General features: G+C 71.1%; 21 protein-coding genes. 13 read left to right on the top strand and 8 right to left on the bottom strand.

The features are described 5' to 3' along the window. The first annotated feature begins 8 nt into the window (after positions 1-8). The 3 genes from leuD to TU30_RS24205 are packed head-to-tail and all read left to right on the top strand — an operon-like array spanning position 9 to position 1,273. Positions 9-632 carry a 3-isopropylmalate dehydratase small subunit gene (gene leuD / locus TU30_RS24215; RefSeq protein WP_042173528.1) on the top strand — a complete coding sequence of 208 codons (624 nt, stop codon included), beginning with the start codon at positions 9-11 and terminating at the stop codon, positions 630-632. 52 nt (positions 633-684) lie between these two features. After that, positions 685-885: an MbtH family protein gene (locus tag TU30_RS24210; RefSeq protein ID WP_042173526.1), complete on the top strand. Its 201-nt coding sequence runs from the start codon at positions 685-687 to the stop codon at positions 883-885. 49 nt (positions 886-934) lie between these two features. Continuing rightward, positions 935-1,273, top strand: a complete 339-nt coding sequence (locus TU30_RS24205; RefSeq protein ID WP_042173524.1) for a hypothetical protein — start codon at positions 935-937, stop codon at positions 1,271-1,273. A gap of 109 nt (positions 1,274-1,382) precedes the next feature. Here TU30_RS24205 and TU30_RS24200 read toward each other — a convergent pair whose 3' ends face one another. Further along, a complete protein-coding gene (locus TU30_RS24200) occupies positions 1,383-1,847 on the bottom strand; it encodes a VOC family protein (RefSeq protein WP_042173631.1) in 465 nt (154 codons plus the stop codon). 53 nt (positions 1,848-1,900) lie between these two features. Then, the gene (locus TU30_RS24195) at positions 1,901-2,452 is read right to left on the bottom strand and encodes a pyridoxamine 5'-phosphate oxidase family protein (RefSeq protein ID WP_042173629.1); all 552 of its coding nucleotides are present in this window, start codon (positions 2,450-2,452) and stop codon (positions 1,901-1,903) included. A gap of 215 nt (positions 2,453-2,667) precedes the next feature. Here TU30_RS24195 and TU30_RS24190 point away from each other — a divergent pair, with 215 nt between their 5' ends. Further along, the gene (locus TU30_RS24190) at positions 2,668-5,670 is read left to right on the top strand and encodes a bifunctional [glutamine synthetase] adenylyltransferase/[glutamine synthetase]-adenylyl-L-tyrosine phosphorylase (RefSeq protein ID WP_042173522.1); all 3,003 of its coding nucleotides are present in this window, start codon (positions 2,668-2,670) and stop codon (positions 5,668-5,670) included. Between the two features lie 20 nt (positions 5,671-5,690). Here the strand turns inward: TU30_RS24190 and TU30_RS24185 are convergent, their stop codons facing one another. Then, entirely contained in the window at positions 5,691-6,755 is a 1,065-nt protein-coding gene (locus TU30_RS24185) for a phosphatase PAP2 family protein (protein WP_199816889.1), read from the bottom strand. 235 nt (positions 6,756-6,990) lie between these two features. After that, on the bottom strand, positions 6,991-7,761 hold the full coding sequence (locus TU30_RS24180; RefSeq protein ID WP_078878475.1) for a response regulator: 771 nt from the start codon (positions 7,759-7,761) through the stop codon (positions 6,991-6,993). A gap of 107 nt (positions 7,762-7,868) precedes the next feature. Between TU30_RS24180 and TU30_RS24175 the strand changes: the two genes are divergently transcribed. Both TU30_RS24175 and TU30_RS24170 read left to right on the top strand, forming a co-directional pair. Then, entirely contained in the window at positions 7,869-9,476 is a 1,608-nt protein-coding gene (locus TU30_RS24175; RefSeq protein ID WP_042173521.1) for a CHASE3 domain-containing protein, read from the top strand. After that, complete coding sequence (locus TU30_RS24170) at positions 9,473-10,678, top strand: PP2C family protein-serine/threonine phosphatase (RefSeq protein ID WP_042173519.1); 1,206 nt, start codon at positions 9,473-9,475, stop codon at positions 10,676-10,678. Before TU30_RS24175 ends, TU30_RS24170 begins: the two co-directional genes overlap by 4 nt. A 603-nt stretch (positions 10,679-11,281) precedes the next feature. Here TU30_RS24170 and TU30_RS24165 read toward each other — a convergent pair. Next, complete coding sequence (locus tag TU30_RS24165; RefSeq protein WP_042173518.1) at positions 11,282-12,319, bottom strand: LacI family DNA-binding transcriptional regulator; 1,038 nt, start codon at positions 12,317-12,319, stop codon at positions 11,282-11,284. Between the two features lie 471 nt (positions 12,320-12,790). Between TU30_RS24165 and TU30_RS24160 the strand changes: the two genes are divergently transcribed. From TU30_RS24160 to TU30_RS24145, 4 genes are all read left to right on the top strand, one after another. After that, on the top strand, positions 12,791-14,062 hold the full coding sequence (locus tag TU30_RS24160) for an extracellular solute-binding protein (protein ID WP_042173516.1): 1,272 nt from the start codon (positions 12,791-12,793) through the stop codon (positions 14,060-14,062). 97 nt (positions 14,063-14,159) lie between these two features. Next, positions 14,160-15,164 carry a carbohydrate ABC transporter permease gene (locus TU30_RS24155; RefSeq protein WP_042173514.1) on the top strand — a complete coding sequence of 335 codons (1,005 nt, stop codon included), beginning with the start codon at positions 14,160-14,162 and terminating at the stop codon, positions 15,162-15,164. A 13-nt stretch (positions 15,165-15,177) separates the two neighbouring features. Continuing rightward, a complete protein-coding gene (locus TU30_RS24150) occupies positions 15,178-16,095 on the top strand; it encodes a sugar ABC transporter permease (protein WP_042173512.1) in 918 nt (305 codons plus the stop codon). A gap of 166 nt (positions 16,096-16,261) precedes the next feature. Continuing rightward, a complete protein-coding gene (locus tag TU30_RS24145) occupies positions 16,262-17,956 on the top strand; it encodes a glycoside hydrolase family 13 protein (RefSeq protein ID WP_042173509.1) in 1,695 nt (564 codons plus the stop codon). A gap of 73 nt (positions 17,957-18,029) precedes the next feature. Here TU30_RS24145 and TU30_RS35590 read toward each other — a convergent pair whose 3' ends face one another. Next, positions 18,030-18,314: a hypothetical protein gene (locus tag TU30_RS35590; protein ID WP_063837657.1), complete on the bottom strand. Its 285-nt coding sequence runs from the start codon at positions 18,312-18,314 to the stop codon at positions 18,030-18,032. A 120-nt stretch (positions 18,315-18,434) separates the two neighbouring features. On the opposite strand from TU30_RS35590, the gene TU30_RS24135 reads away from it, so the two are divergent. Together TU30_RS24135 and TU30_RS34505 are read left to right on the top strand one after the other, a co-directional pair. Next, positions 18,435-19,283 (top strand): DUF5753 domain-containing protein, encoded by an 849-nt coding sequence (locus tag TU30_RS24135; RefSeq protein WP_052479897.1) that lies wholly within the window; start codon positions 18,435-18,437, stop codon positions 19,281-19,283. Continuing rightward, on the top strand, positions 19,259-19,468 hold the full coding sequence (locus tag TU30_RS34505; protein ID WP_052479896.1) for a DUF397 domain-containing protein: 210 nt from the start codon (positions 19,259-19,261) through the stop codon (positions 19,466-19,468). The genes TU30_RS24135 and TU30_RS34505 overlap by 25 nt, the downstream gene beginning before the upstream one ends. Before the next feature lie 360 nt (positions 19,469-19,828). Here TU30_RS34505 and TU30_RS38380 read toward each other — a convergent pair whose 3' ends face one another. After that, positions 19,829-20,311 (bottom strand): TrkA C-terminal domain-containing protein, encoded by a 483-nt coding sequence (locus TU30_RS38380; protein WP_370626703.1) that lies wholly within the window; start codon positions 20,309-20,311, stop codon positions 19,829-19,831. A gap of 104 nt (positions 20,312-20,415) precedes the next feature. After that, entirely contained in the window at positions 20,416-20,667 is a 252-nt protein-coding gene (locus TU30_RS35580) for a potassium transporter TrkG (RefSeq protein ID WP_304951816.1), read from the bottom strand. Positions 20,668-21,100: 433 nt separating this feature from the next. Between TU30_RS35580 and TU30_RS24125 the strand changes: the two genes are divergently transcribed. After that, positions 21,101-22,474: an alpha-amylase family protein gene (locus TU30_RS24125; RefSeq protein WP_042173507.1), complete on the top strand. Its 1,374-nt coding sequence runs from the start codon at positions 21,101-21,103 to the stop codon at positions 22,472-22,474. The last annotated feature ends 181 nt before the right edge of the window (positions 22,475-22,655 follow it).

Genomic DNA, 22,655 nt, shown 5'->3' with positions numbered 1-22,655 from the left:
GGACCACCGTGGAGAAATTCATCACGCACGAGGGCACCGCGGTACCGCTGATGCGGTCCAACGTGAACACCGACGACATCGTCCCCGCCCGGTTCCTCAAGTCGATCAGCCGCACCGGCTTCGGCCGCCACCTGTTCGGGAACTGGCGCTACCTCGAGGACGGGACCACGCCCGCCCCGGACTTCCCGCTGAACGAACCCCGCTACGAGGGTGCCTCCGTGCTCGTCGCGGGCGACAACTTCGGCTGCGGCTCCTCGCATGAACACGCGCCCTGGTCCCTGCGGGAGTTCGGCTTCCGGTGCATCGTCGCGCCGAGCTTCGCCGACATCTTCCACAACAACTGCTTCAACAGCAGCATCCTCCCGGTCCGGCTGGAGGCGGCCGAGGTCGAGACGATCGCGGAGGGCCTGACGAGCGGGGCCCCGCCGACGCTGCACATCGACCTGCCGGCCCAGACCGTGACCACCGCCGACGGACGGACCTTCCGTTTCGAGACCGACCCCTTCAAGAAGAACTCCCTGATGGAGGGGCTCGACAACATCGGCTGGTCGCTCTCCCACAAGGACCGCGTCCTCGCCTACGAGCAGCGCCGCCGGCAGGAGGCGCCCTGGCTCTTTCCCCGTACCGCGTGACCCGGCGGCCCCGTACCGCGATGTCCGACAGCACAGAAGCTGGAGCCCGGCAGTGGAAGCACAGCAGTTGAAGGTCCTCGTCAACGACGAGGAGCAGTACTCCTTGTGGCCGACCTACCTCGCCGTCCCCGACGGCTGGCGGGAGACGGGGACGGCCGGCTCGAAGGAGGAGTGCCTCGCGTACGTCAAGGAGGTCTGGGTCGACATGCGCCCCAGGAGCCTGCGCCTGCAGAGGGAGAAGACGGCCGGCTGACGGCCGGTCCGGTCAGCGGAACTTCGTGACAGTGACAGAGGAGCCACTCATGGACGAACTCGTCGGACGCCTCTCGGCCGAGGTGCACAGGACCGTGGTCGGCGGTCCCTCGCCCTCGGTGAAGGACCTCCAGCGGCGTATCACCGAGATGGGGTACGTCTTCATCAAGTTCACCGACACCGACGGCGGCACCGACCTCGGCGTACGCGTCGACCCGGCCGCCAGCGACCTCGGCGGGGCCGACTTCGACCGGGGCGCCGGCCGCGTGCACCTCGAGGGCACGCTGACGCTCAACCTGGTGAAGGTGCGGTGCGTGACCGACATCGAGCTGCCGTCGCTCAGCGGAACCGGCCGCCTGGTGGCGCTCGAGGAAGCCGCCGTCGTGTAACGTCCGCCGGCTCTCCCCGCCGGGAGCCCCCGCACCGGACGGTCCCGCGTCCCGGGGGCCTCCTCCCGCGGCGGGACGGGGCTTCGCTCCCCGTCCCGCCGCTCCCGCCCTACGCCCGGCCGTCCTCTCGGCCCGCGGTGCCCGCCAGATCCGTCAGCAGCTTGTGCAGGGGCTCCGTCGCGCGGCGGCGGTACTCCTGGACCGCCCAGCCGTTGCCGTCCGGGTCCTTGAAGTACATGAACGTCGCGCCGTCGTCCGGGGTGTACACGACCGGTTCGGAGATCTCCAGGCCGCGTGCGGTCAGTTCCGCGTGGGCCGCCCCGATGTCGGCGACGCACAGCTGGAGGCCCCGGTACGAGCCCGGGGCCGGGCGGGCGTCACCCGCCATCTCCCAGATGCTGTCGCCCAGCGCGATCGAACACCCGGAGCCCGGGGGCGTCAGCTGGACGATGCGCATGCCCGGCATGACCTCCTGGTCGATGTCGACGTGGAAGCCGACCTTGTCCCGGTAGAAGTCCCTGGCCCGGTCGATGTCGCTGACGGGCAGCGGGAGTACTTCGAGGGTCATGGCCATGTTCATCAGAGGTCCTCCAGCTGTGTCGGTCGGGTCGGTCCGGTCTCTCGGCGTCACGCGAACCGCCATCTGGTCTGGCTGAACGGCTCGCCCTTACCGAACCCGAAAACCGTGCGCGGCGCCACCGAGAACACGACGGCGCGTCCCGGCCCGTGGTGGAAGTGGCCGCCGCGCACCTCGAAGTGCCAGAAGCTCCCGTACTTCGCCTCCCAGGCCGCCGCCAGTTCGCGCAGCCGGCCGTCGTCGGCGACCCGTACCGCCTCCCCCTCCACCGTCAGGTCGTGTCCCTCGTTCCAGGCGGGGGTGCCGGTGGTCAGGACGACGTGCGGGTTCGCCGCCAGGTTGCGGGCCTTGCGCTCCTGCGGCCCGGTGCAGAAGTGCAGCGCGCCGTCCGGCCAGACGGCGGGAAGCGGAGTGACGTGGGGACGGCCGTCGGGGCGGACCGTCGAGATCCAGAAGAGCTCCGCCGCGGCGAGCCGCCCCTGCGCCTCGGCCCAGGGGAGCGCGGTCGCCTCCGGGTCGCTGTAGCGCGGGTCGAGACGGACCTCGGGAGAAGCGGGGGAGACGGGAGCCCCGTTCGTCGGGGGTGGTGGTGCGTCGGTCATCAGGGCCTCACCGGTCGGGGACGGGGTGACGGGGGTGACGGGGGAGTTCTTCCCCCGGAAGGTCCGACCCCGCACGCCCCCGGAACTCATCGCGCACCGCACCGCACGGCATCGCACCCGCGTCCCGGGGACGGGCCGTGGCGGGACGGATAGGCTCGTCGCCTGGAAGGGCTCGTGGTGGGCCCGAGGCGGGTCAGGACCGAGGGAGGCCGGGGATGACGTCGGTGCCGGGGCGCAGGAGCAGTACCTTCACCCGGCTGCTGCGGCACGGTTTCACCGATCCGTCGGCGGCCGAGCGGCTGCTGGACGGGCCCGAGCCGGCCGCGGTGCGCGACGACCCGGTACTCCTCGACGCGCTCGGCGGCACCGCCGACCCCGATCTCGCGCTGCTGGGACTGGTCCGGCTGCTGGAGGCGCAGACCGGCGCCACCGGCCGGCAGGAGCTGCTGGACACGCTGATCGCCGCCAAGCCGCTGCGTGACCGGCTGCTCGGCGTGCTCGGCGCCTCCGAGGCCCTGGCCGACCACCTCGCCCGGCACCCCGACGACTGGCAGGCGCTCGTCACGTACGAGGCGCGGGACCTGCACCCCGGCGTCACCGAGTTCGAGCACGGCCTCGCCTCCGCCACCGACGCCGTGTCGCTGCGCGTCGCCTACCGGCGGTGCCTGCTGTCCATCGCCGCCCGCGACGTCTGCGGCACCACCGAGGTGTCCGAGACCGCCGCCGAACTCGCCGACCTGGCCACCGCCACCCTGCGTGCAGCCCTCTCGCTCGCCGAGGCCGCCGCGCCCGAGGACACCGCCCTGTGCCGGCTCGCGGTGATCGCGATGGGCAAGTGCGGCGGGCACGAGCTGAACTACGTGTCGGACGTCGACGTCGTCTTCGTCGGCGAGGCGGTGAACGGCGCCGACGAGGACAAGGCCCTGCGCGCCGCCACCCGGCTGGCCTCGCACATGATGCGGATCTGCTCCGAGAACAACGTCGAGGGCACCATCTGGCCCGTCGACGCCAACCTGCGGCCCGAGGGCCGCAACGGCCCCCTCGTCCGCACCCTCGCCTCGCACCGCGCGTACTACCGGCGCTGGGCCAAGACCTGGGAGTTCCAGGCGCTGCTCAAGGCCCGCCCGGTGGCCGGCGACCTCGCGCTCGGCGAGGAGTACGTCGCCGCCCTCCGCCCCCTGGTGTGGCAGGCTGCCGAGCGGGAGAACTTCGTCGCCGACGTGCAGAAGATGCGCCGCCGGGTGATCGACACCATCCCCACCGCCGAGGTCGACCGTCAGCTCAAGCTCGGCCCCGGCGGGCTGCGCGACGTCGAGTTCGCCGTGCAGCTGCTCCAGCTGGTGCACGGCCGCACCGACACCTCCCTGCGCAGCGGCACCACCCTCGACGCGCTGGGGGCCCTCGCCGCCGGCGGCTACGTGGGCCGCGCCGACGCCGCCCAGCTCGACGACGCCTACCGCTTCCTGCGCTCCCTGGAACACCGTATCCAGCTCTTCAAGCTGCGCCGCACCCACCTGGTCCCGGAGGGCGACGCGGACCTGCGCCGCACGGGCCGCTCCCTGGGCCTGCGCACCGACCCGGTGACGACCCTGAACCGCGAGTGGCGGCGGCACGCCTCCGTCGTACGGCGGCTGCACGAGAAGCTGTTCTACCGGCCGCTGCTCGACGCGGTCGCCCAGCTCGCCCCCGGCGAGGCCCGGCTCAGCGCCGAGGCCGCCCGCGAACGGCTGGTCGCCCTCGGCTACGCCGACCCGGGGGCCGCCCTGCGCCACCTGGAGGCGCTGGCGTCCGGCGTGACCCGCAAGGCGGCCATCCAGCGGACCCTGCTGCCCGTGCTGCTCGGCTGGTTCGCCGACTCCGCCGACCCGGACGCCGGCCTGCTGAATTTCCGCAAGGTCTCCGACGCGCTCGGCAAGACCCCCTGGTACCTGCGGCTGCTGCGTGACGAGGGCGCCGCTGCCGAGAACCTCGCCCGCGTCCTGTCCGCCGGACGGCTCGCCCCCGACCTGCTGATGCGCGCCCCCGAGGCGGTGGCCCTGCTCGGCGACGGCGAGGCCGGCGGCCTCAGCCCTCGCTCCCGTGACCACCTGGAACAGGAGATCGTCGCCGCCGTCCGTCGCGCCGACGGCGCCGTCCAGGCGGTCGCCGCCGCCCGCGGAGTCCGCCGCCGCGAGCTGTTCCGCACCGCCGCCACCGACATCGTCGGCTCCTACGGCACCGAGTCCCAGCCCGCGGAGGCCGACCAGGGCGCCCTGGTCGACCTGGTCGGCGGCGCTGTGTCGGACCTGACCGCCGCCACCCTCGCCGGCACGCTGCGCGCGGTCGTCCGGGAGGGCTGGGGGGACACCCTCCCCACCCGCTTCGCGATCATCGGCATGGGCCGCTTCGGCGGCCACGAGCTGGGCTACGGCTCCGACGCGGACGTCCTGTTCGTCCACGAACCGCGCGACGGCGTGGACGAACGGGAAGCGACCGACGCGGCCGGCAAGGTCGTCGCCGAGATGCGCCGCCTGCTCCAGATCCCCAGCGCCGACCCGCCCCTGCTCATCGACGCCGACCTGCGCCCCGAGGGCCGCTCCGGGCCGCTGGTCCGCACCCTGAAGTCGTACGAGGCGTACTACCGGCGCTGGTCCCTGGTGTGGGAGCGGCACGCGCTGCTGCGTGCCGAGCCGGTCGCCGGTGACGAGGACCTCGGCCGCCGCTTCGTCGAGCTGATCCACCCGCTGCGTTATCCGTCCGCCGGAATCGGTGAGGACGACGCGCGCGAGATCCGGCGCCTGAAGGCCCGCATGGAGTCCGAGCGGCTGCCCCGCGGCACCGACCCCAAGCTGCACGCCAAGCTCGGTCCCGGTGGCCTGTCCGACGTCGAGTGGACCGTGCAGCTGATCCAGCTGCGGCACGCCGCGCACGAGCCGGGGCTGCGCACCACCCGCACCCGCGAGGCGCTGGCGGCCGCCCGGGAGGCCGGGCTGATCCCCGCGGAGGAGGCGGCCGTCCTCGACGAGGCATGGGTGCTCGCCACGGGCGTGCGCAACGCGGTCATGCTGGTCCGGGGCCGGGCCGGGGACACCTTCCCCAGCGACCCGCGGGAGCTGGCCGCCGTCGGCCGCTACCTCGGCTACGGTCCCGGCCGTGCCGGCGACATGCTCGACGCGTACCGGCGCACGGCCCGCAGGGCACGGGGCGTGATGGAGGAGCTGTTCTACGGCGGGTCGTAGACCCGGCGGTGCGGGACCCCTCAGGGGCGCGGGGTCGTCTCCGGCGCCCGGGTGCGGGCGGAGGCGCCCGCGGTGGGGGAGCTGTCCGGGTCCTTCGGGGTGCGCGGGCCCACGACCGCCGTGCTCCCGCCGCCCGTGCCCCGGCTGCCGTCCGGGTTCGTGCCGCCGTCCGCCTCCACGACGGCCGCGTCCGTGCCGCGCCGGCCCGGCGAACCCCTGAACCGGCCGGCCCCGTCCCGGACGCCCCCGCCCCCGCCCCCGTCGTCCGGCACCGCTCGCGGCAGCGCGTACGGCCTGCTCCCGTACCAGAGGGTCGCCAGCGCGTAGCCGAAGGCGAGGCAGAGCAGGCCGCCCACCGCGTCCAGCCAGAAGTGGTTGGCGGTGGCGACGATGACCACCAGCGTGCCCGCCGGGTACAGCAGGCCCAGGACCTTCGCCCACGGGACCGTCGCCAGGGCGAAGACGGTCAGCCCGCACCACATCGACCAGCCGATGTGCATCGAGGGCATCGCGGCGTACTGGTTGGACATGTTCTTCAGGTCGCCGGAGGCCATCGACCCCCAGGTCTCGTGGACCACCACGGTGTCGATGAAGCCGCCGCCGTTCATCAGGCGCGGCGGGGCGAGCGGGAACAGGTAGTAACCGGCCAGGGCGACGGCGGTGGTGGAGAACAGCACCAGTCTGGTCGCCGCGTAACGGCCGGGATGACTACGGTAGAGCCATACCAGGACACCCAGCGTGACCACGAAGTGCAGGGTGGCGTAGTAGTAGTTCATGCCGACGACCAGCCAGGTCACCGAGTTCACCGCGTGGTTGACCGACTCCTCGAAGGCGAGGTTGAGCTGCCGCTCCAGGTCCCAGAGCCAGTCCGCGTTGCGCAGCGCCTCGGACTTCTGCTCCGGCACCGCGTTGCGGACGAGCGAGTACGTCCAGTAACTCACCGCGATCAGCAGGATCTCGAACCACAGCCGCGGTCGGCGGGGGGTGCGCAGACGGCGCAGGAGCCCTCGCCCCGTCCCGTCCTCGACGGGGTGCGCTGCGGCCTGGTGCCGGCCTTCCAGCGTGGTCACCGTCGCTTCACCCATGGGCACAGAGTCTGCCAGAAAAGCCCCTCCCGCAGATCATCCTACGGTCTGGGTGGACCCGCACGTTCTCTCCGGGGGAGGGCTCCGCCGCCTCCTCCTGGAGCAGGGGGCGAGGCCCGCCGCCTACGACCCGGGGACGACACGGCGCCCCGGACGGCCTCTGCGGGTGCGCGGTGCCACGGCTCCGCGCGTGCGGGCGGAGCCTGCTTCCGGGGAGCCGTGGCACCGGGCCGGTTCAGGGACGGGGGCGGGTGGCGGTGTCGAGGTAGAAGGCGTCGATGCTCTGGACGGCCTGCTCGAACTCCTCCAGGTTGACGGGCTTGGTCACGTAGGCGTTGGCGTGACTGCTGTACGCGCCCGTGACGTCGTCCGGGGCGGTGGACGTGGTCAGGACGACCACGGGGATCGTCTGCAGGTCGTCGTCGCTCTTCAGGACCTTGAGCAGGTCGCGGCCGTTCATCCGGGGCATGTTCAGGTCGAGGACGATGAGGTCGGGTCGCGGACTGTCCGGGGCCCGCAGGTGTTCCAGCGCGGCGACTCCGTCGGTGACCTGGACGAGGTTGCGGGCTCCGCGCTCGGAGAGGGCTTCCTCGATGAGCATGGCGTCGGCAATGTCGTCTTCGACCAGCAGGACGTCGAAGGGACGGGCGGGGGTGGTCATCGTCGGATGCTCCGTGGGTTTCTCGGGGGAATGGTGGAAAAGCCCCGGCCAGCGCCGCCGGGCACCTTGCCGGGTCATGCCGCAGGCGGCGCCGATCTGCGGGTAGCCGGCACCCGCGCGGGCGGCGGCCACGGCCGCTTCCTGCTGGAGCCGTTCAGCGGCCTGCTTGAGGTGATTCAGCACGCGGAGCAGGGCCAGGGCCTGTGCCGGGTCTTCCGGTGCCGGCTGTGCGGGGGCTTCCAGGAGCCGGTGGACGAGGCGCTGCGCAAGATCACCGACTGCCGCGTCCGTGAGGGAGGCGGTCTCCTGCGGAGTGATCCGCGGTGCGAAGTCCTTGCCAGGCATGCCTGGCACTCTAGGTCCCGGAGCGGCTCCGCGACAACAAGGGTTGTCACCCTCTAAAGTGTGCTGGCCCAACTTTCACACGATTGCCACACCGAGGAGCCCACACGATGACCGTCGACGAGAGGCGATCACGCGCACGAGGGTTTTCCGCGTGGACGACCAAGCGGTGGCTTCGCGTGGGAACGGCCGCGTCCCTCGTGGTCCTGGCCCTGCTCGGGGCGGCGGGCGCATGGGTCCTGGGGCGGACCGAGTCGATCAGCGACGAACTCGTGGACGTGCGCTCCTCCGCGCTGACCGTCGCGGTCCGCCTGGAAGCGGCCGTGCTCAACCAGGAGACCGGAATCCGCGGTTACGGCCTCACCGGCATACCGGAGTTCGTCGACCCCTACGAGCAGGGGCTCACCGAGCAGAAAGCGACCGTCGCGCACCTCACCGAGCTGCTCAAGGACGACCCCACGGGGCTGGACGACCTGAAGACCGTGCAGGACGCCGTGGCGACGTGGCAGGAGAGGGTCGCCCGGCCCGTCGCCGCGGCGCGCCCCGGATCCCCCTCGCCGACGGCCACCCATCGGGCGACGGAGGGCAAGGAGGCCTTCGACGACGTACGTGCCGCCCTGAGCAGCCAGCAGGACCAGCTGCGCGCGGACCTCGCACAGGTGAGGGAGGACCTGACGGACACGATGGCCTTGAGGAACGGGGTGTTCAGCGCCATCGCGGTGCTCATCGTCGTCCTCACGGCTCTGATCTTCGAAGGACTGCGCCGGGGCATCAACATGCCGCTGGAGCGGCTCGGCGCGGACGCCCGGGCCGTCACCGGCGGCGACTTCGAGCATCCCATCACCCCGACGGGACCCGCCGACCTGCGGCGCCTCAGCCGTGAGATCGACTTCATGCGGCAGCGTCTCGTACGGGAACTGGCCCTCAGCGAGGACACGCGGCAGCGGCTGGACACGCAGGCCGCGGACCTCCAGCGCTCCAACGCCGAGCTGGAGCAGTTCGCGTACGTGGCCTCCCACGACCTGCAGGAGCCGCTGCGCAAGGTCTCCAGCTTCACCCAGCTCCTCCAGCGGCGCTACGGAGGGCAGCTCGACAGCCGGGCCGACCAGTACATCGACTTCGCGGTCGACGGGGCGAACCGCATGCAGACCCTCATCAACGACCTGCTCGACTTCTCCCGGGTCGGGCGGCTGCACAACGCCCACCAGAGCGTCGACCTGGACGAGGTGCTGGAGCGGACCCTGTCCGCGCTGAGCGTCGGCATCGAGGAGGCCGGGGCGGAGATCACCCACGACCCGCTGCCGACCCTGGTCGCCGACCCCACCCAGCTGGGCATGCTCTGGCAGAACCTGATAGGCAACGCCGTCAAGTTCCGCCGCCCGGGCGAAACGCCGAAGATCCACATCACGGCGGCCCCGGAAGGCGAACTGTGGCGGTTCACCGTCACCGACAACGGCATCGGCATCGCACCGGAGTACGCCGACAAGGTGTTCGTGATCTTCCAGCGGCTGCACACCAAGGACACCTACACCGGCAGCGGAATCGGCCTCGCGATGTGCAAGAAGATCGTCGAGTTCCACGGAGGCACCATCCAGGTCGATCCGGAGTACCGCGACGGCGCACGCATCGTCTTCACCCTCGCACCCCGGCCGCCGGAGAGCCCCGGCCCGCCCACCGTGCCGGAGGCCGTCCGCGCCGACGCGGAACCCGCGCGATGACGACAGACATGCCGGCCGTGCCGGAAGTGGCCTCCGAGGGGTCGTTGTACCGCGTCCTGCTGATCGAGGACGACCCGGGCGACGCCCTGCTCGTGGAGGAACTCCTGCACGACACGGGGATGCGGTTCGCGCTGACCACCCGGACCACCCTGGCCGAGGCGCGCGCCGAACTGGCCGGCAGCCCGATCGACTGCGTCCTCCTCGACCTGCACCTGCCCGACGTGGCCGGCGTCGACGCGGTCACGGCCGTGCGAGGGCTGGCCCCGCACACCGCGGTGATCGTCCTGACCGGGCTGTCCGAGGACCGGGCGGGCACCGAGGCCATGGCCGCCGGAGCGCAGGACTACCTCGTCAAGGGCAAGGTCGAAGCGGACCTGCTGCGAAGAGCGCTGCGCTACGCCGTCTACCGGAGCCGGACGGAACGCGCGAGCGCCGAAGCCCAGGCCACCCGGCTGCGGGCGGAGGAGAACGCACGCCTGGAACGCGGCCTGCTGCCCCAGCCGATGCTCGACACCTCCACGGTGAGGGTGACGTCCCGCTACCTGCCCGGTGCGGAGATGGCCCTGCTCGGCGGGGACTTCCTCGACGTGGTGGAGGGGGACGACGGGCTGCTGCACGCCGTCGTGGGCGACGTCAGCGGCCACGGTCCCGACGCCGCTGCGCTGGGTGTCTGCCTGCGGATCGCATGGCGCTCCCTGGTACTCGGCGGCTACCGCGGAGACGACCTGCTGCACCTGATGGAACGCATCCTGATCGCCGAACGCGACAGTCAGCACCTGTTCGCCACCTGCACCCTGCTCACCCTCGACCAGAGCTCCGGCACCGCCGTCCTCCACCTGGCGGGCCATCACGAGCCCCTCCTGACCACGGCCGAGGGAACCCGGGAGGTGAGCGCCGAACACGGCATCGCCCTCGGCATCGTCCCCGGAGACGGCAGCTGGCCCTCCACGGTCGTTCCGCTCCCGGAGACCGGAGCCCTGACCGTCTACACCGACGGCCTCATCGAAGGGCACAACGGGACGAAGGGCGAGCGGCTCGGCGTCGAAGGGCTGCTCGCGCTGATCGGAAACCTGCCGCCGACGGATCCGGAGGACCACGTCGACCTCCTCATCAAGGAAACCCACACGCTCAACGCCGGCCGCCACTCCGACGACCTGGCCGTGCTCCGCCTCGACTGGGGCCACCTGCCCGCCGGCCGCTGAGGGCCCGGTGCGCCGGCACCGGCCCGGCGACCGCGGCAGCCGCGACGCCGTCCGCAGGGCTCCCCGCCGGTGTGCGCAGGGCGGGCAGCACGAACGGTCCGGTTGCTGTCGGCACCGCGCTCCGGCCGGGCCTGCCCCACGGATCAGGGCCGAGGTGACCAGCGGCACCTTCCCGCCGGGGCGAGCGGGGCCGGTGCGTGGGGACGCGCGGCGCAGGAGGGGCCGCCACGGAGAGACCGGAGCTCTCCCGCTCACCGGGGGCAGTGAGAGGGACGAGGACGCGGCCGGGGGCGCCCTCGGCCCGAAGAGGTCGGGGGGTCGGGGGAGTGCGCAGTCAGGGGGCTCGTCTCTTCGGCGTGTCCTGCCGGACAGTCCCGGGGCCTGTGGCGAAAGGGTCGCCTGCCGCGCGACGTCCGGCAGGCACTCCTGCCGCGTACTTCCGGCGCACCGCCCGGGAGGCCGGGCACGCCGGGGACGAGGGCTTCCGGGCGGCACTCCGGGAGCACGCTCTCCTACGCTCTCGGCTTCGCTCGAGCAAGGGGGGACCTCCAGGGCGCCGCGCGGCCGCCCTGCGGGCGACGACGCCCCTTCCGCCCCCGGGCCCTACTGGGAACGGTTCCGGTCCCCGGGGGCCGAGGCCGTCGAGCCGCGGACCACCAGCTCCGGCATGAACACGAACTCGCTGTGCGGGGCCGGCGTCCCGCCGATCTCCTCCAGCAGGGTGCGCACCGCGGCCTGGCCCATCGCCGGGACCGGCTTGCGGACCGTGGTCAGCGGCGGGTCGGTGAAGGCGATCAGGGGGGAGTCGTCGAAGCCGACCACCGAGATGTCCGTCGGCACCTCGAGACCGCGCTGCCGGGCCGCCCGTATCGCGCCCAGCGCCATCATGTCGCTGGCGCACACCACCGCCGTGCACCCGCGGTCCATGAGTGCGTTGGCGGCGGCCTGGCCGCCCTCCAGGGTGTACAGGGAGTGCTGGACCAGCTCCGTCTCCACGGTCCCGGCGTCCAGGCCCAGTTGGTCCTGCATGGCGCGTGCGAAGCCCTCGATCTTGCGCTGCACGGGCACGAACCGCTTCGGCCCGAGCGCCAGCCCGATCCGGGTGTGCCCGAGGGAGGCGAGATGGGTGACCGCGAGTGCCATCGCCGCCCGGTCGTCGGGGGAGATGAACGGCGCCTGCACCTGCGGGGAGAAGCCGTCGACCAGGACGAACGGCACGCCCTGGGCGCGCAGTCGCTCGTAGCGCTGCATGTCGGCCGTGGTGTCCGCGTGCAGGCCGGAGACGTAGATGATGCCGGCCACCCCGCGGTCGACGAGCATCTCCGTCAGCTCGTCCTCCGTCGACCCGCCCGGGGTCTGGGTGGCCAGGACCGGTGTGTAGCCCTGGCGGGTCAGCGCCTGCCCGATCACCTGGGCCAGGGCCGGGAAGATCGGATTCTCCAGCTCGGGAGTGATCAGCCCCACCAGGCCCGCGCTGCGCTGCCGCAGCCGCACCGGGCGTTCGTAGCCCAGGACGTCGAGGGCGGCGAGGACGGACTGGCGGGTGGTGGCGGCGACGCCCGGCTTGCCGTTGAGCACGCGGCTGACGGTCGCCTCGCTCACCCCGGCCTGAGCGGCGATGTCGGCAAGACGTGTGGTCACAGCACCGGACCCTATCGGCCGCCCCACTCCTTGCACACCGGCCGGACGCCTGGTGCGCGCCGTCGAACGGCCCGTCGCGGGCTGCTGCGTCATCGCGGTCCCTCATGTCGTGGTCGGCATGTCGTACTCGACACGTCGTGCTCGGCGTCCGTACCGCAACGGATGATTCCCCCGACGGAAACGGATGGCAAGTGCTTGCAGAGTCTTGCACAGCTGTCCGAACTCCTGCCCTGGCGCCGGAAACCCGGCGGTGGCGCGGTGATCGGGGCGTCACGGGGCGGGGGCCGGGGAGGTCACGGCGGGGTAACCGTCAGAGTTTCTTGCATGATTTTTCAGCAAGGTCTTTCGGATCGGTTGCATCGCTGTTACGTTCACGTCGCCCGGCGGCCCCATCGGCGCGGTCGGCACGTAGGCAGGACGGCAGACGGGGCCTTCCTGCATCACACGGGCTTTCACCCTCAAGGAGAACTCATGCGGCGTGGCATAGCGGCCACCGCGCTGGTGGCGTCCCTCGCCCTCACGGCGACGGCCTGCGGCGGAGACAGCGACAGCGGCGACTCGGCCGACGGCCCGGTCACCATCACCTGGTGGGACACCTCCAACGCGACCAACGAGGCGCCGACGTACCAGGCCCTGGTCAAGGAGTTCGAGGCCGCCCACAAGGACGTCAAGGTCAAGTACGTCAACGTCCCCTTCGACCAGGCGCAGAACAAGTTCGACACCGCCGCCGGTTCCAAGGGCGCCCCCGACGTGCTGCGCTCCGAGGTCGGCTGGACCCCCGCCTTCGCCAAGAAGGGCTTCTTCCTGCCGCTGGACGGCACCGAGGCGCTGAAGGAACAGGCGGAGTTCAAGTCCAACCTGATCGAACAGGCCACCTACGAGGACAAGGTCTACGGCGTTCCGTTCGTCACGGACACCCTCGCGCTGGTCTACAACAAGGAACTCTTCGAGAAGGCCGGCGTCGAGGCCCCCGAGACCTGGGACGACCTGAAGAAGGCCGCCGCCACCATCAAGGACGAGACCGGCGTCGACGGCTACTGGGGCTCCACCCAGGCCTACTACGCCCAGTCCTTCCTCTACGGCGAGGGCACCGACACGGTCGACGCCGACGCCAAGAAGATCACCGTCAGGTCGCCCGAGGCCGAGAAGGCCTACGGCACCTGGCTGGACCTCTTCGACGGCAAGGGCCTGCACAAGGCCGACACCACCGCCGACGCCTACGCCCACATCCAGGACGCGTTCGTCAACGGCAAGGTCGCCTCGATCATCCAGGGCCCGTGGGAGATCACCAACTTCTACAAGGGCTCGGCCTTCAAGGACAAGGACAACCTGGGCATCGCCACCGTCCCGGCCGGCTCCGCGGGCACGGCGGGCGCCCCGACCGGCGGCCACAACCTCTCCGTCTACGCCGGCTCCGACGCCGCGAAGCAGGAGGCCGCGCTGAAGTTCGTGAACTTCATGACCTCGGCCGGGTCCCAGGAGACCATCGCCCTGAAGAACTCCACGCTGCCCACGCGGGACGACGCCTACACCGACAAGGTCAAGGCCGACCCGGGCATCGCCGGCTACCAGACGGTCCTCGAGGCCGCCCAGCCGCGCCCGGCCCTGCCCGAGTACAGCTCGCTGTGGGGTCCGCTCGACGACGAACTGCCCCAGATCGCGGGCGGCAAGGAGTCCCTGGACAAGGGTCTCGGCGACGCCGAGACCGCCATCGCCAAGCTGGTGCCGGACTTCAGCAAGTAGAGCCCGCGTGGCCGCCGGGTCCCTTTCCGGGAGGGGAGGACCCGGCGGTCACCGGCCTGTGTGCCGAACCCCTTGACCCTCCAGAAGGTGCCCCACCATGACAGTCGCCATCGACCGTGCGACCGGCAAGCGCAGCGGTGACCGCCCGCCCCGCGCCGGCCGGGCCGGCCGCCTGAAGCAGGCCTACCAGAAGCACTGGTACGCGTTCGCCATGATCGTGCCCGTGGTCGTCGTGCTCGGCGTCCTCGTGCTGTACCCCCTGGCGTACGGCTTCTACCTCACCCTCACCGACGCCAACAGCCTCAACTCGGCCCGCACCATCGGCGTCAACGAGATCGAGGCCACGTACACGTTCATCGGCCTGGACAACTACGCCGACATCCTCTGGGGCGAGACGGCGTACGACCGCTTCTGGTCGCACTTCGTCTGGACGATCGTCTGGACGGCGGCCTGCGTCGGCCTGCACTACACCATCGGTCTGGGCCTGGCCCTGCTGCTCAACCAGAAGCTGCGCGGCCGCACCTTCTACCGGCTGATCCTGATCCTGCCCTGGGCCGTGCCGACCTTCGTCACCGTCTTCGGCTGGCGGTTCATGCTCGCCGACAGCGGCATCATCAACTCGGGCCTGGAGTCCCTGGGCCTGCCGACGCCGCTGTGGCTCGAGGACACCTTCTGGCAGCGGTTCGCCGCGATCATGGTCAACACCTGGTGCGGCGTGCCGTTCATGATGGTCTCCCTGCTCGGCGGACTCCAGTCGATCGACGGAACCCTGTACGAGGCGGCCGAGATGGACGGCGCGAGCGCCTGGCAGCGGTTCCGCCACGTCACCCTGCCCGGCCTGCGCTCGGTCAGCTCCACCGTCGTGCTGCTCGGCATCATCTGGACCTTCAACCAGTTCGCCGTCATCTTCCTGCTGTTCGGCAACACCGCGCCGGACGCACAGATCCTCGTCACCTGGGCGTACCAACTCGGCTTCGGACAGCAGCCGCGCGACTTCGCGCAGTCCGCGGCCTACGGCATGCTGCTGCTGGCCGTCCTGATCGTCTTCACCTCCTTCTACCGCCGCTGGCTGAACCGCAATGAGCAGCAGCTCGCGATCTGAGGCAGGAGCCCCCATGAGCACCCTCGACACCCCACCGTCAGCCGTGGTGACGGGCACGCCGGCCGGGCGGACCACGCCCCGCCGGCCCGGGACGCGGCGGCGCGGCGAGGTCGGCCGCGGCGGCGTCCTCGCCTCGCACGGCATCCTGACCGTGGCGAGCGCCATCGCGCTGTTCCCGGTCGCCTGGCTGGTCTTCCTGTCCCTCGGCCCGGACAAGGACGACTATCTGCGCCCCGGCGGCATCTGGGGCAAGATGACGCTGGACAACTACGCGTTCGTGCTGCAGAACACGAACTTCTTCGACTGGCTGAAGAGCTCGCTGATCGTCTCGCTCGGCACCACCGTCATCGGCGTGCTGGTCGCCGCCACCACCGGGTACGCGGTGTCCCGGATGCGGTTCCCCGGGTACAGGAAGTTCATGTGGGTCCTCCTGGTCACCCAGATGTTCCCGGTGGCCGTCCTGATGGTCCCGATGTACCAGATCCTGTCCGACCTTCAGCTGATCGATACCTACTTCGGGCTCATCCTCGTCTACTGCTCGACCGCGGTGCCGTACTGTGCCTGGCTGATGAAGGGCTACTTCGACACCATTCCGTTCGAGATCGACGAGGCGGGCCGGGTCGACGGGCTGTCCCCGTTCGGCACGTTCGTGCGGCTGATCCTGCCGCTCGCCAAGCCGGGGCTCGCCGTCGCCGCCTTCTACAGCTTCATCACGGCGTTCGGCGAGGTCGCCTTCGCCACGACGTTCATGCTGGACGACGAGAAGTACACGCTCGCCGTCGGTCTGCAGAGCTTCGTCAGCGAGCACGACGCCCAGCGCAACCTCATGGCCGCCACCGCGGTCCTGATCGCGATACCCGTCTCCGCGTTCTTCTACCTCGTGCAGAAGAACCTGGTGGCCGGCCTCACCGCGGGCGGCACGAAGGGCTGACGCCCTCCGTACGAAGACTCCCGCGCGCCGCGGCGCGCGGGGAGGCGGTCGCGGTGCACAGACATCCGACCCCGCCGGCACCGCGGCCGCCTCGTCTCCCGCCTCCTGCCCTCCCGGCCCCGGCCCCACTCGCCTCCCTGACCGACCCCACGTATTCAAGGACGACATGAGCCAGCAGCACACCGCCGCCCCGGCCCCGACCTCCACGACCGACGCTGCCGTCGCCACCGTCGCCAGGCGTCACGACTGGTGGCGGGACGCGGTGATCTACCAGGTGTACCCGCGCAGTTTCGCCGACAGCAACGGCGACGGCATGGGCGACCTCGAGGGCATCCGCTCCCGCCTGCCGTACCTGCGCGACCTCGGGGTGGACGCCGTGTGGCTCAGCCCCTTCTACGCCTCCCCGCAGGCCGACGCCGGCTACGACGTCGCCGACTACCGCGCCGTCGATCCCATGTTCGGCACCCTGCTCGACGCGGACGCGCTGATCCGGGACGCCCACGGACTGGGCCTGCGGATCATCGTCGACATCGTGCCCAACCACTCCTCCGACCAGCACGAGTGGTTCAAGCGGGCCCTCGCCGAGGGCCCCGGCTCGGCCTCGCGCGACCGCTACCACTTCCGGTCCGGCAAGGGCGTGGACGGTGAACTCCCGCCCAACGACTGGGAGTCGATCTTCGGTGGCCCCGCCTGGACCCGGGTCACCGAGCCCGACGGCACCCCCGGCGAGTGGTACCTGCACCTCTTCGCGCCCGAGCAGCCCGACTTCAACTGGGAACACCCGGCCGTCGGCGACGAGTTCCGCTCCATCCTCCGGTTCTGGCTGGACATGGGCGTGGACGGCTTCCGCATCGACGTCGCGCACGGCATGGTGAAGGCCGAGGGCCTGCCCGACCTGGGGGACCACGAGCAGCTGAAGCTGCTGGGCAACGATGTCATGCCGTTCTTCGACCAGGACGGCGTCCACGACATCTACCGCCAGTGGCGGCTCATCCTCGACGAGTACTCCGGCGAGCGGATCTTCGTCGCCGAGGCCTGGACCCCGACCGTCGAGCGCACCGCGAACTACGTCCGCCCCGACGAACTGCACCAGGCCTTCAACTTCCAGTACCTGGGCACCCACTGGGACGCCGAAGAACTGCGCGAGGTCATCGACCGCACCCTGGACGCGATGCGCCCGGTGGGCGCCCCCGCCACCTGGGTGCTCTCCAACCACGACGTCACCCGGCACGCCACCCGCTTCGCCAACCCGCCCGGTCTCGGCACCCAGATCCGGCTGCCCGGCGACCGGGAACTGGGCCTGCGCCGGGCCCGCGCCGCGACCCTGCTGATGCTGGCACTGCCCGGCTCGGCCTACGTCTACCAGGGCGAGGAGCTGGGACTGCCGGACGTCGTGGACCTGCCCGACGAGGTGCGCCAGGACCCGGCGTACTTCCGGGGCGCCGGCCAGGACGGCTTCCGCGACGGATGCCGGGTGCCGATCCCGTGGACCCGTACCGGTTCCTCGTACGGCTTCGGGGGCGGCGGCAGCTGGCTGCCGCAGCCGGAGGGCTGGGGCGAGCTGAGCGTCGAGGCGCAGAGAGGGGCGGCCGGTTCGACCCTGGAACTGTACCGGAGTGCACTCGCCGTGCGCCGGGACCAGGCCGGACTGGGCGCGGGCGACGCGGTGGAGTGGCTGACGGCGCCCGAGGGTGTCCTCGCCTTCCGCCGCGGGGAGTTCGTGTGCGTCGCGAACACCACGGGCCGGGCGGTGACCACCGAGGCGTACGGGCGGGTGCTGCTCGCCAGCGGCGACGTGGACCGGGCGGACGGCGGAGTGAGGGTGCCGGCCGACACGACGGTGTGGTTCACCACGGGCTGAGGCCTCACGGGCCGGGCACAGGGTCCGCCGCTTCCCGGCCGGGAAGCGGCGGACCCTGTGCCCGGTGCTGGTGTTACCTGCTGCGCTGCTCGCTCCGCCGGTTCACCTCACGGACCCTGGTGATCAATCCGGTGGCGCGGCCCTCCCGCAGCGCCTCCGCCAGCTTGCGCGCCGTGCCCGGATTGCAGCGCCCGAGATCCACCAGCGGCGGCAGATAACCACTGGCCAGCGAGACGGTGTCGAGCCCCAGCGAGGGCAGGAGCACGCCGGCGTCGTCCAGTGCCGAGGAGAGTTCGTTCCTGGCCTCGTCGGCGTCCTGGATCGCGGCCGCGCGCCTCGTACGTTCCTGTGGTGCCATGAGTGCGGTGCCCTTCCGTCGTGGTGATCCCGGCTCTCCCCACGATCATCGGTACGTGACGCTACGCTCACCAGGGGTGACGGCTTTCGTCGCACCGGATCGAAAACGGGGGGACGGGAGATGCCCGCGCCGAAGGACCTCGACCCGTCCGCGTCCCTGCCGGCGCTCTACGGCGTGAAGCTGCGCAAGCCCAGCGTCCGCGCCGGGTTCACCCAACGCGGGCTCGGCGACCTGATTCCCGTCGCCCACAGCCGCATCGCCCAGTTCGAACTGGGCAAGGAGACCCCGCCCGAGGACGTCAACGCCAGACTGGACGAGATCCTGAAGGCCGACGGCGACCTGGTCGACCTGTGGACCCACATCAGGCGCACGCCCATTCCGGACTGGGCACGGAAGTTCGTGGCGTACGAGGCCAGGACGAACGCCATGCACAAGTACACGGCGCACAGCGTTCCGGGTCTCCTGCAGACCGAGGCTTACGCACGTGAAGTGCTGTGCCACGGACAACCGTGGTGCACGGTGGAGGAGACCGAGGAGAACGTGGCGGCGCGGCTGAGTCGGCAGAGTCTGCTCCGCAAGCCGCAACCGCCACTGTTGTGGGTGGTCCTCGACGAGTCGGTGATCCGGCGTCCGGTGGGAGGCCCGACCGTCATGCGGGAGCAGTTGGCCTCCGTCCTGGAAGCCGCACACGTCCCGCACATCGAGGTGCAGGTGATGCCCTTCGTCGCGGGGGCCCACTCCGCCATGGGCGGCTCGCTCACCCTCCTGCCGTTCGACAACGCGCCGGACGTGGCCTACCCGGAGGCGGGCCACTCGGGCGAGTTGGCGGAAGACCGGGCCATGGTGACCCGGCACTCGCATCGTTACGGTCTCGTGCATGCCCGAGCCCTGCCACCAGAGGCATCCGCGGCCCTGATCCGGCGGGCCATGAAGGAGTACGAGACATGCGCAGTACCCGACCCGACCTGACGGCCGCAGTGTGGCGCAAGAGCACGTACAGCGATGGTGGCGGCGGAGACTGCCTGGAAACCGCGGACAACATCCCCGGCACCGTCCCCGTCCGTGACAGCAAGAACCCCACCGGCACGATCCTGCTCATCGGCACCTGCGCCTGGGCCGCCTTCGTCGACGGCATACGAACCAGCGGGCGCTGACGCGGGTCACCGCAGTGGCCCCGGGGCCGCGTCGTTCTCGCGGGGTGCCCGGTTCGACCAGGCGGACAGCGGCGAACCGACGACACGTCGAAGCTCCGGCCGGGGACGACGACTTGGGGGAGCTGTCCGTCTTCAGCCGGAGCTTCGACACGTCCGCCGCGGGCACCACCCCGCTCGTCACACCACGGGTGGCGGCAGGTCATGGGCGGCGGGATGCGACCTGCCGGATTCTCGCCAGGCGGTCGTCCACACGACAGTCGGTGCGTGACGCCACGCTCATCAGGGGTGACGGTTTTCGTCGCGCCGGATCGAGAGCGATCGACGAGACGCTGCAGAACTTCGGTGAGGCGGGATCCCGGCTCACCGGCAGGAACAGCCGCCGGTCGACGGCCGCCGACGCGCCGTCGGAGGCCAGGCGCAGCGGCACCCCGGCCTGCCGGTTGCCGTCCTTGCCCAGCCGGGCGGGCATCGGTTCCACCGACTCGCGCCGCCCGCCGCGACGTGAGGGGTCGAGGTGCGGGCACCAGGGATCTGCGTGCCGCTGTCTGCCGGGGGCCGGTCCTGCTGGAGTTCGCTGAAGCGTTCGGTCGCTCGGGTGCGTCCGGCGACGATGATGGTGTCGTCCACTTCCACGACGGTCTCGGGGGTGGCGTAGGCGAAGCCTTCGCCGGGGCGTTTGATGGCGACGACGGTGGCGCCGTGGCGGGTGCGGACGGCGCTGTTGGACAGGGGGAGACCGATGATGTCGGCGGGCGGTTTCGTCTTGACCACGGCGAAGTCGTCCTCGAACTCGATGTAGTCGAGCATGCGGCCCCGTACGAGGTGGGCGACGCGCTGGCCCATGTCGTGTTCGGGGTAGACGACGTGGTGGACGCCGAGCTGGGTGAGGATGCGGCCGTGGGCCTCGCTGATGGCCTTGGCCCAGACGCTCTCGATGCCGAAGGAGATCAGCAGCGAGGCGGTGAGGACGCGAAGGTCATGATGCCGAAGCCGCCCACCTGGATGAGCGCCAGGATCACCGCCTGCCCGAACCCGCTCCAGTAGGCGGGAGTGTCCACCACGATCAGACCGGTCACGCACACGGCGGAAGTGGAGGTGAACAGCGCCTCCACCGCACCGGCCCCGCCGGGCCCGGCCTTGGCCGCGGGCAGCATCAGCAGGCCGGTCCCGGCCGCGATCGCCGTGGCGAAGCCCGCCACGACCACCTGCGCCGGATGCCGAAGACGCGGCCACCGAAGCGTCACCACACCAAGCCCTCCGCCCTGCGGACAGGCACCATGATTGTTCGCACCGGAAGACGATAGACAACGCTCGCACCGTTCTCGGCATCAGGCCCCGCCGCGAGCCCTCCGCCGTGTCCGTGCCCCCGCCGTGTCCGTGCCTCCGCCGTGTCCGGGCCTGCGCCGTGCGGCTGACGGGCTCCGGTTCGCTTCCGACGGGGGTTCCTGCTCGTCCGGCCTCGAGTAGTCCCCCCGCCCTTTGAAGTTCTTGCCACAACTGCGGACCGACTACTGCCCTTTGTTCGGTGAACGTTTTAACATCTGCGTTGCCGCAAGGTTTCTGAAGATTTCAGCAAGAAGCTTCAGTCGCTCTGTGCGCTCCCCGCACCCTTCGATGGAGAAGGAACCCCACATGGCACGCAGGACCCTCGCCGGGGCCGCCGCACTCGCGGTCGCCTCGGTTGTCATGACCCCGACTGTCGCGCAGGCCGCGCCGCCCGGGAACAAGGACGTCACCGCCGTCCTCTTCGAGTGGAACTTCCACTCGGTCGCCCGCGAGTGCACCACCACCCTCGGCCCCGCCGGGTACGGCTCCGTCCAGGTCTCCCCGCCCGCCGAGCACATACAGGGCTCGCAGTGGTGGACGTCGTACCAGCCGGTCAGCTACAGGATCGCCGGCCGGCTCGGCGACCGCACCGCCTTCCGGAACATGGTGAACACGTGTCACTCGGCCGGCGTGAAGGTCGTCGTCGACGCCGTCATCAACCACATGTCCGCGGGCAACGGCACCGGAACCGGCGGCTCGGCGTACACCAAGTACCACTACCCCGGCCTGTACTCGTCGCCCGACTTCGACAACTGCACCTCGCAGATCAACAACTACCAGGACCGCTGGAACGTCCAGAACTGCGAACTGGTCGGTCTCGCCGACCTCGACACCGGCGAGAACCACGTCCGCGGAGCCATCGCCGGGTACCTGAACGACCTGCTCTCCCTCGGGGTGGACGGCTTCCGCATCGACGCGGCCAAGCACATGCCGGCCGCCGACCTGGCGAACATCAAGTCCCGGCTCTCCAATCCCGGCGTCTACTGGAAGCAGGAGGCCATCCACGGCGCCGGCGAGGCCGTCCAGCCCGGCGAGTACACCGGCACCGGCGACGTCCAGGAGTTCCGCTACGCCTTCGACCTCAAGCGGGTCTTCACCAACGAGAACCTCGCCTACCTGAAGAACTACGGCGAGGGCTGGGGCTACATGAACGGCGGCGTCTCCGGCGTCTTCGTCGACAACCACGACACCGAGCGCAACGGCTCCACGCTCAGCTACAAGGACGGCGCCACCTACACCCTGGCCAACGTCTTCATGCTGGCCTGGCCCTACGGTGCCCCCGACATCAACTCCGGCTACGAGTTCTCCGACCACGACGCCGGCCCGCCCAACGGCGGCCAGGTGAACGCCTGCTGGCAGAACGGCTGGAAGTGCCAGCACGCCTGGCCGGAGATCAGGTCCATGGTCTCCTTCCGCAACGCCACACGCGGCCAGGCGGTGACCAACTGGTGGGACAACGGCGGTGACGCGATCGCCTTCGGCCGGGGCAACAAGGGCTTCGTGGCCGTCAACCACGAGTCCGGCTCGCTGACCCGTACCTACCAGACGTCCCTCGCGGCAGGTACCTACTGCAACGTACAGAACAACACGCAGGTGACGGTGGACGGTTCGGGCCGGCTCACCACCACCCTGGGCGCCGCCACGGCCCTCGCGGTGTACGCGGGCAAGTCCTCCTGCTGAACGCGCGCCGGTCGCGCCGCCGCTCACGGGGGCGACGCGACCGGCGTCCGGATGAAAGTCCTTACCGTTACTTTCGCAACCCTTGCTGTAAAGCTTTCAACGGCGATACGGTCACGCCGGCGCCCCGGTGACGTGGCCGGAACAGGCCGTGCCGTGGTGCGGGGTCGGACCCTCAATGAGC

The sequence above is a fragment of the Streptomyces sp. NBRC 110035 genome, from assembly GCF_000829695.1.
Lineage (GTDB): Bacteria > Actinomycetota > Actinomycetes > Streptomycetales > Streptomycetaceae > Streptomyces.
Note: the sequence above shows the minus strand (reverse complement) of the source record. Positions and strands in the feature narration are given on the sequence as shown.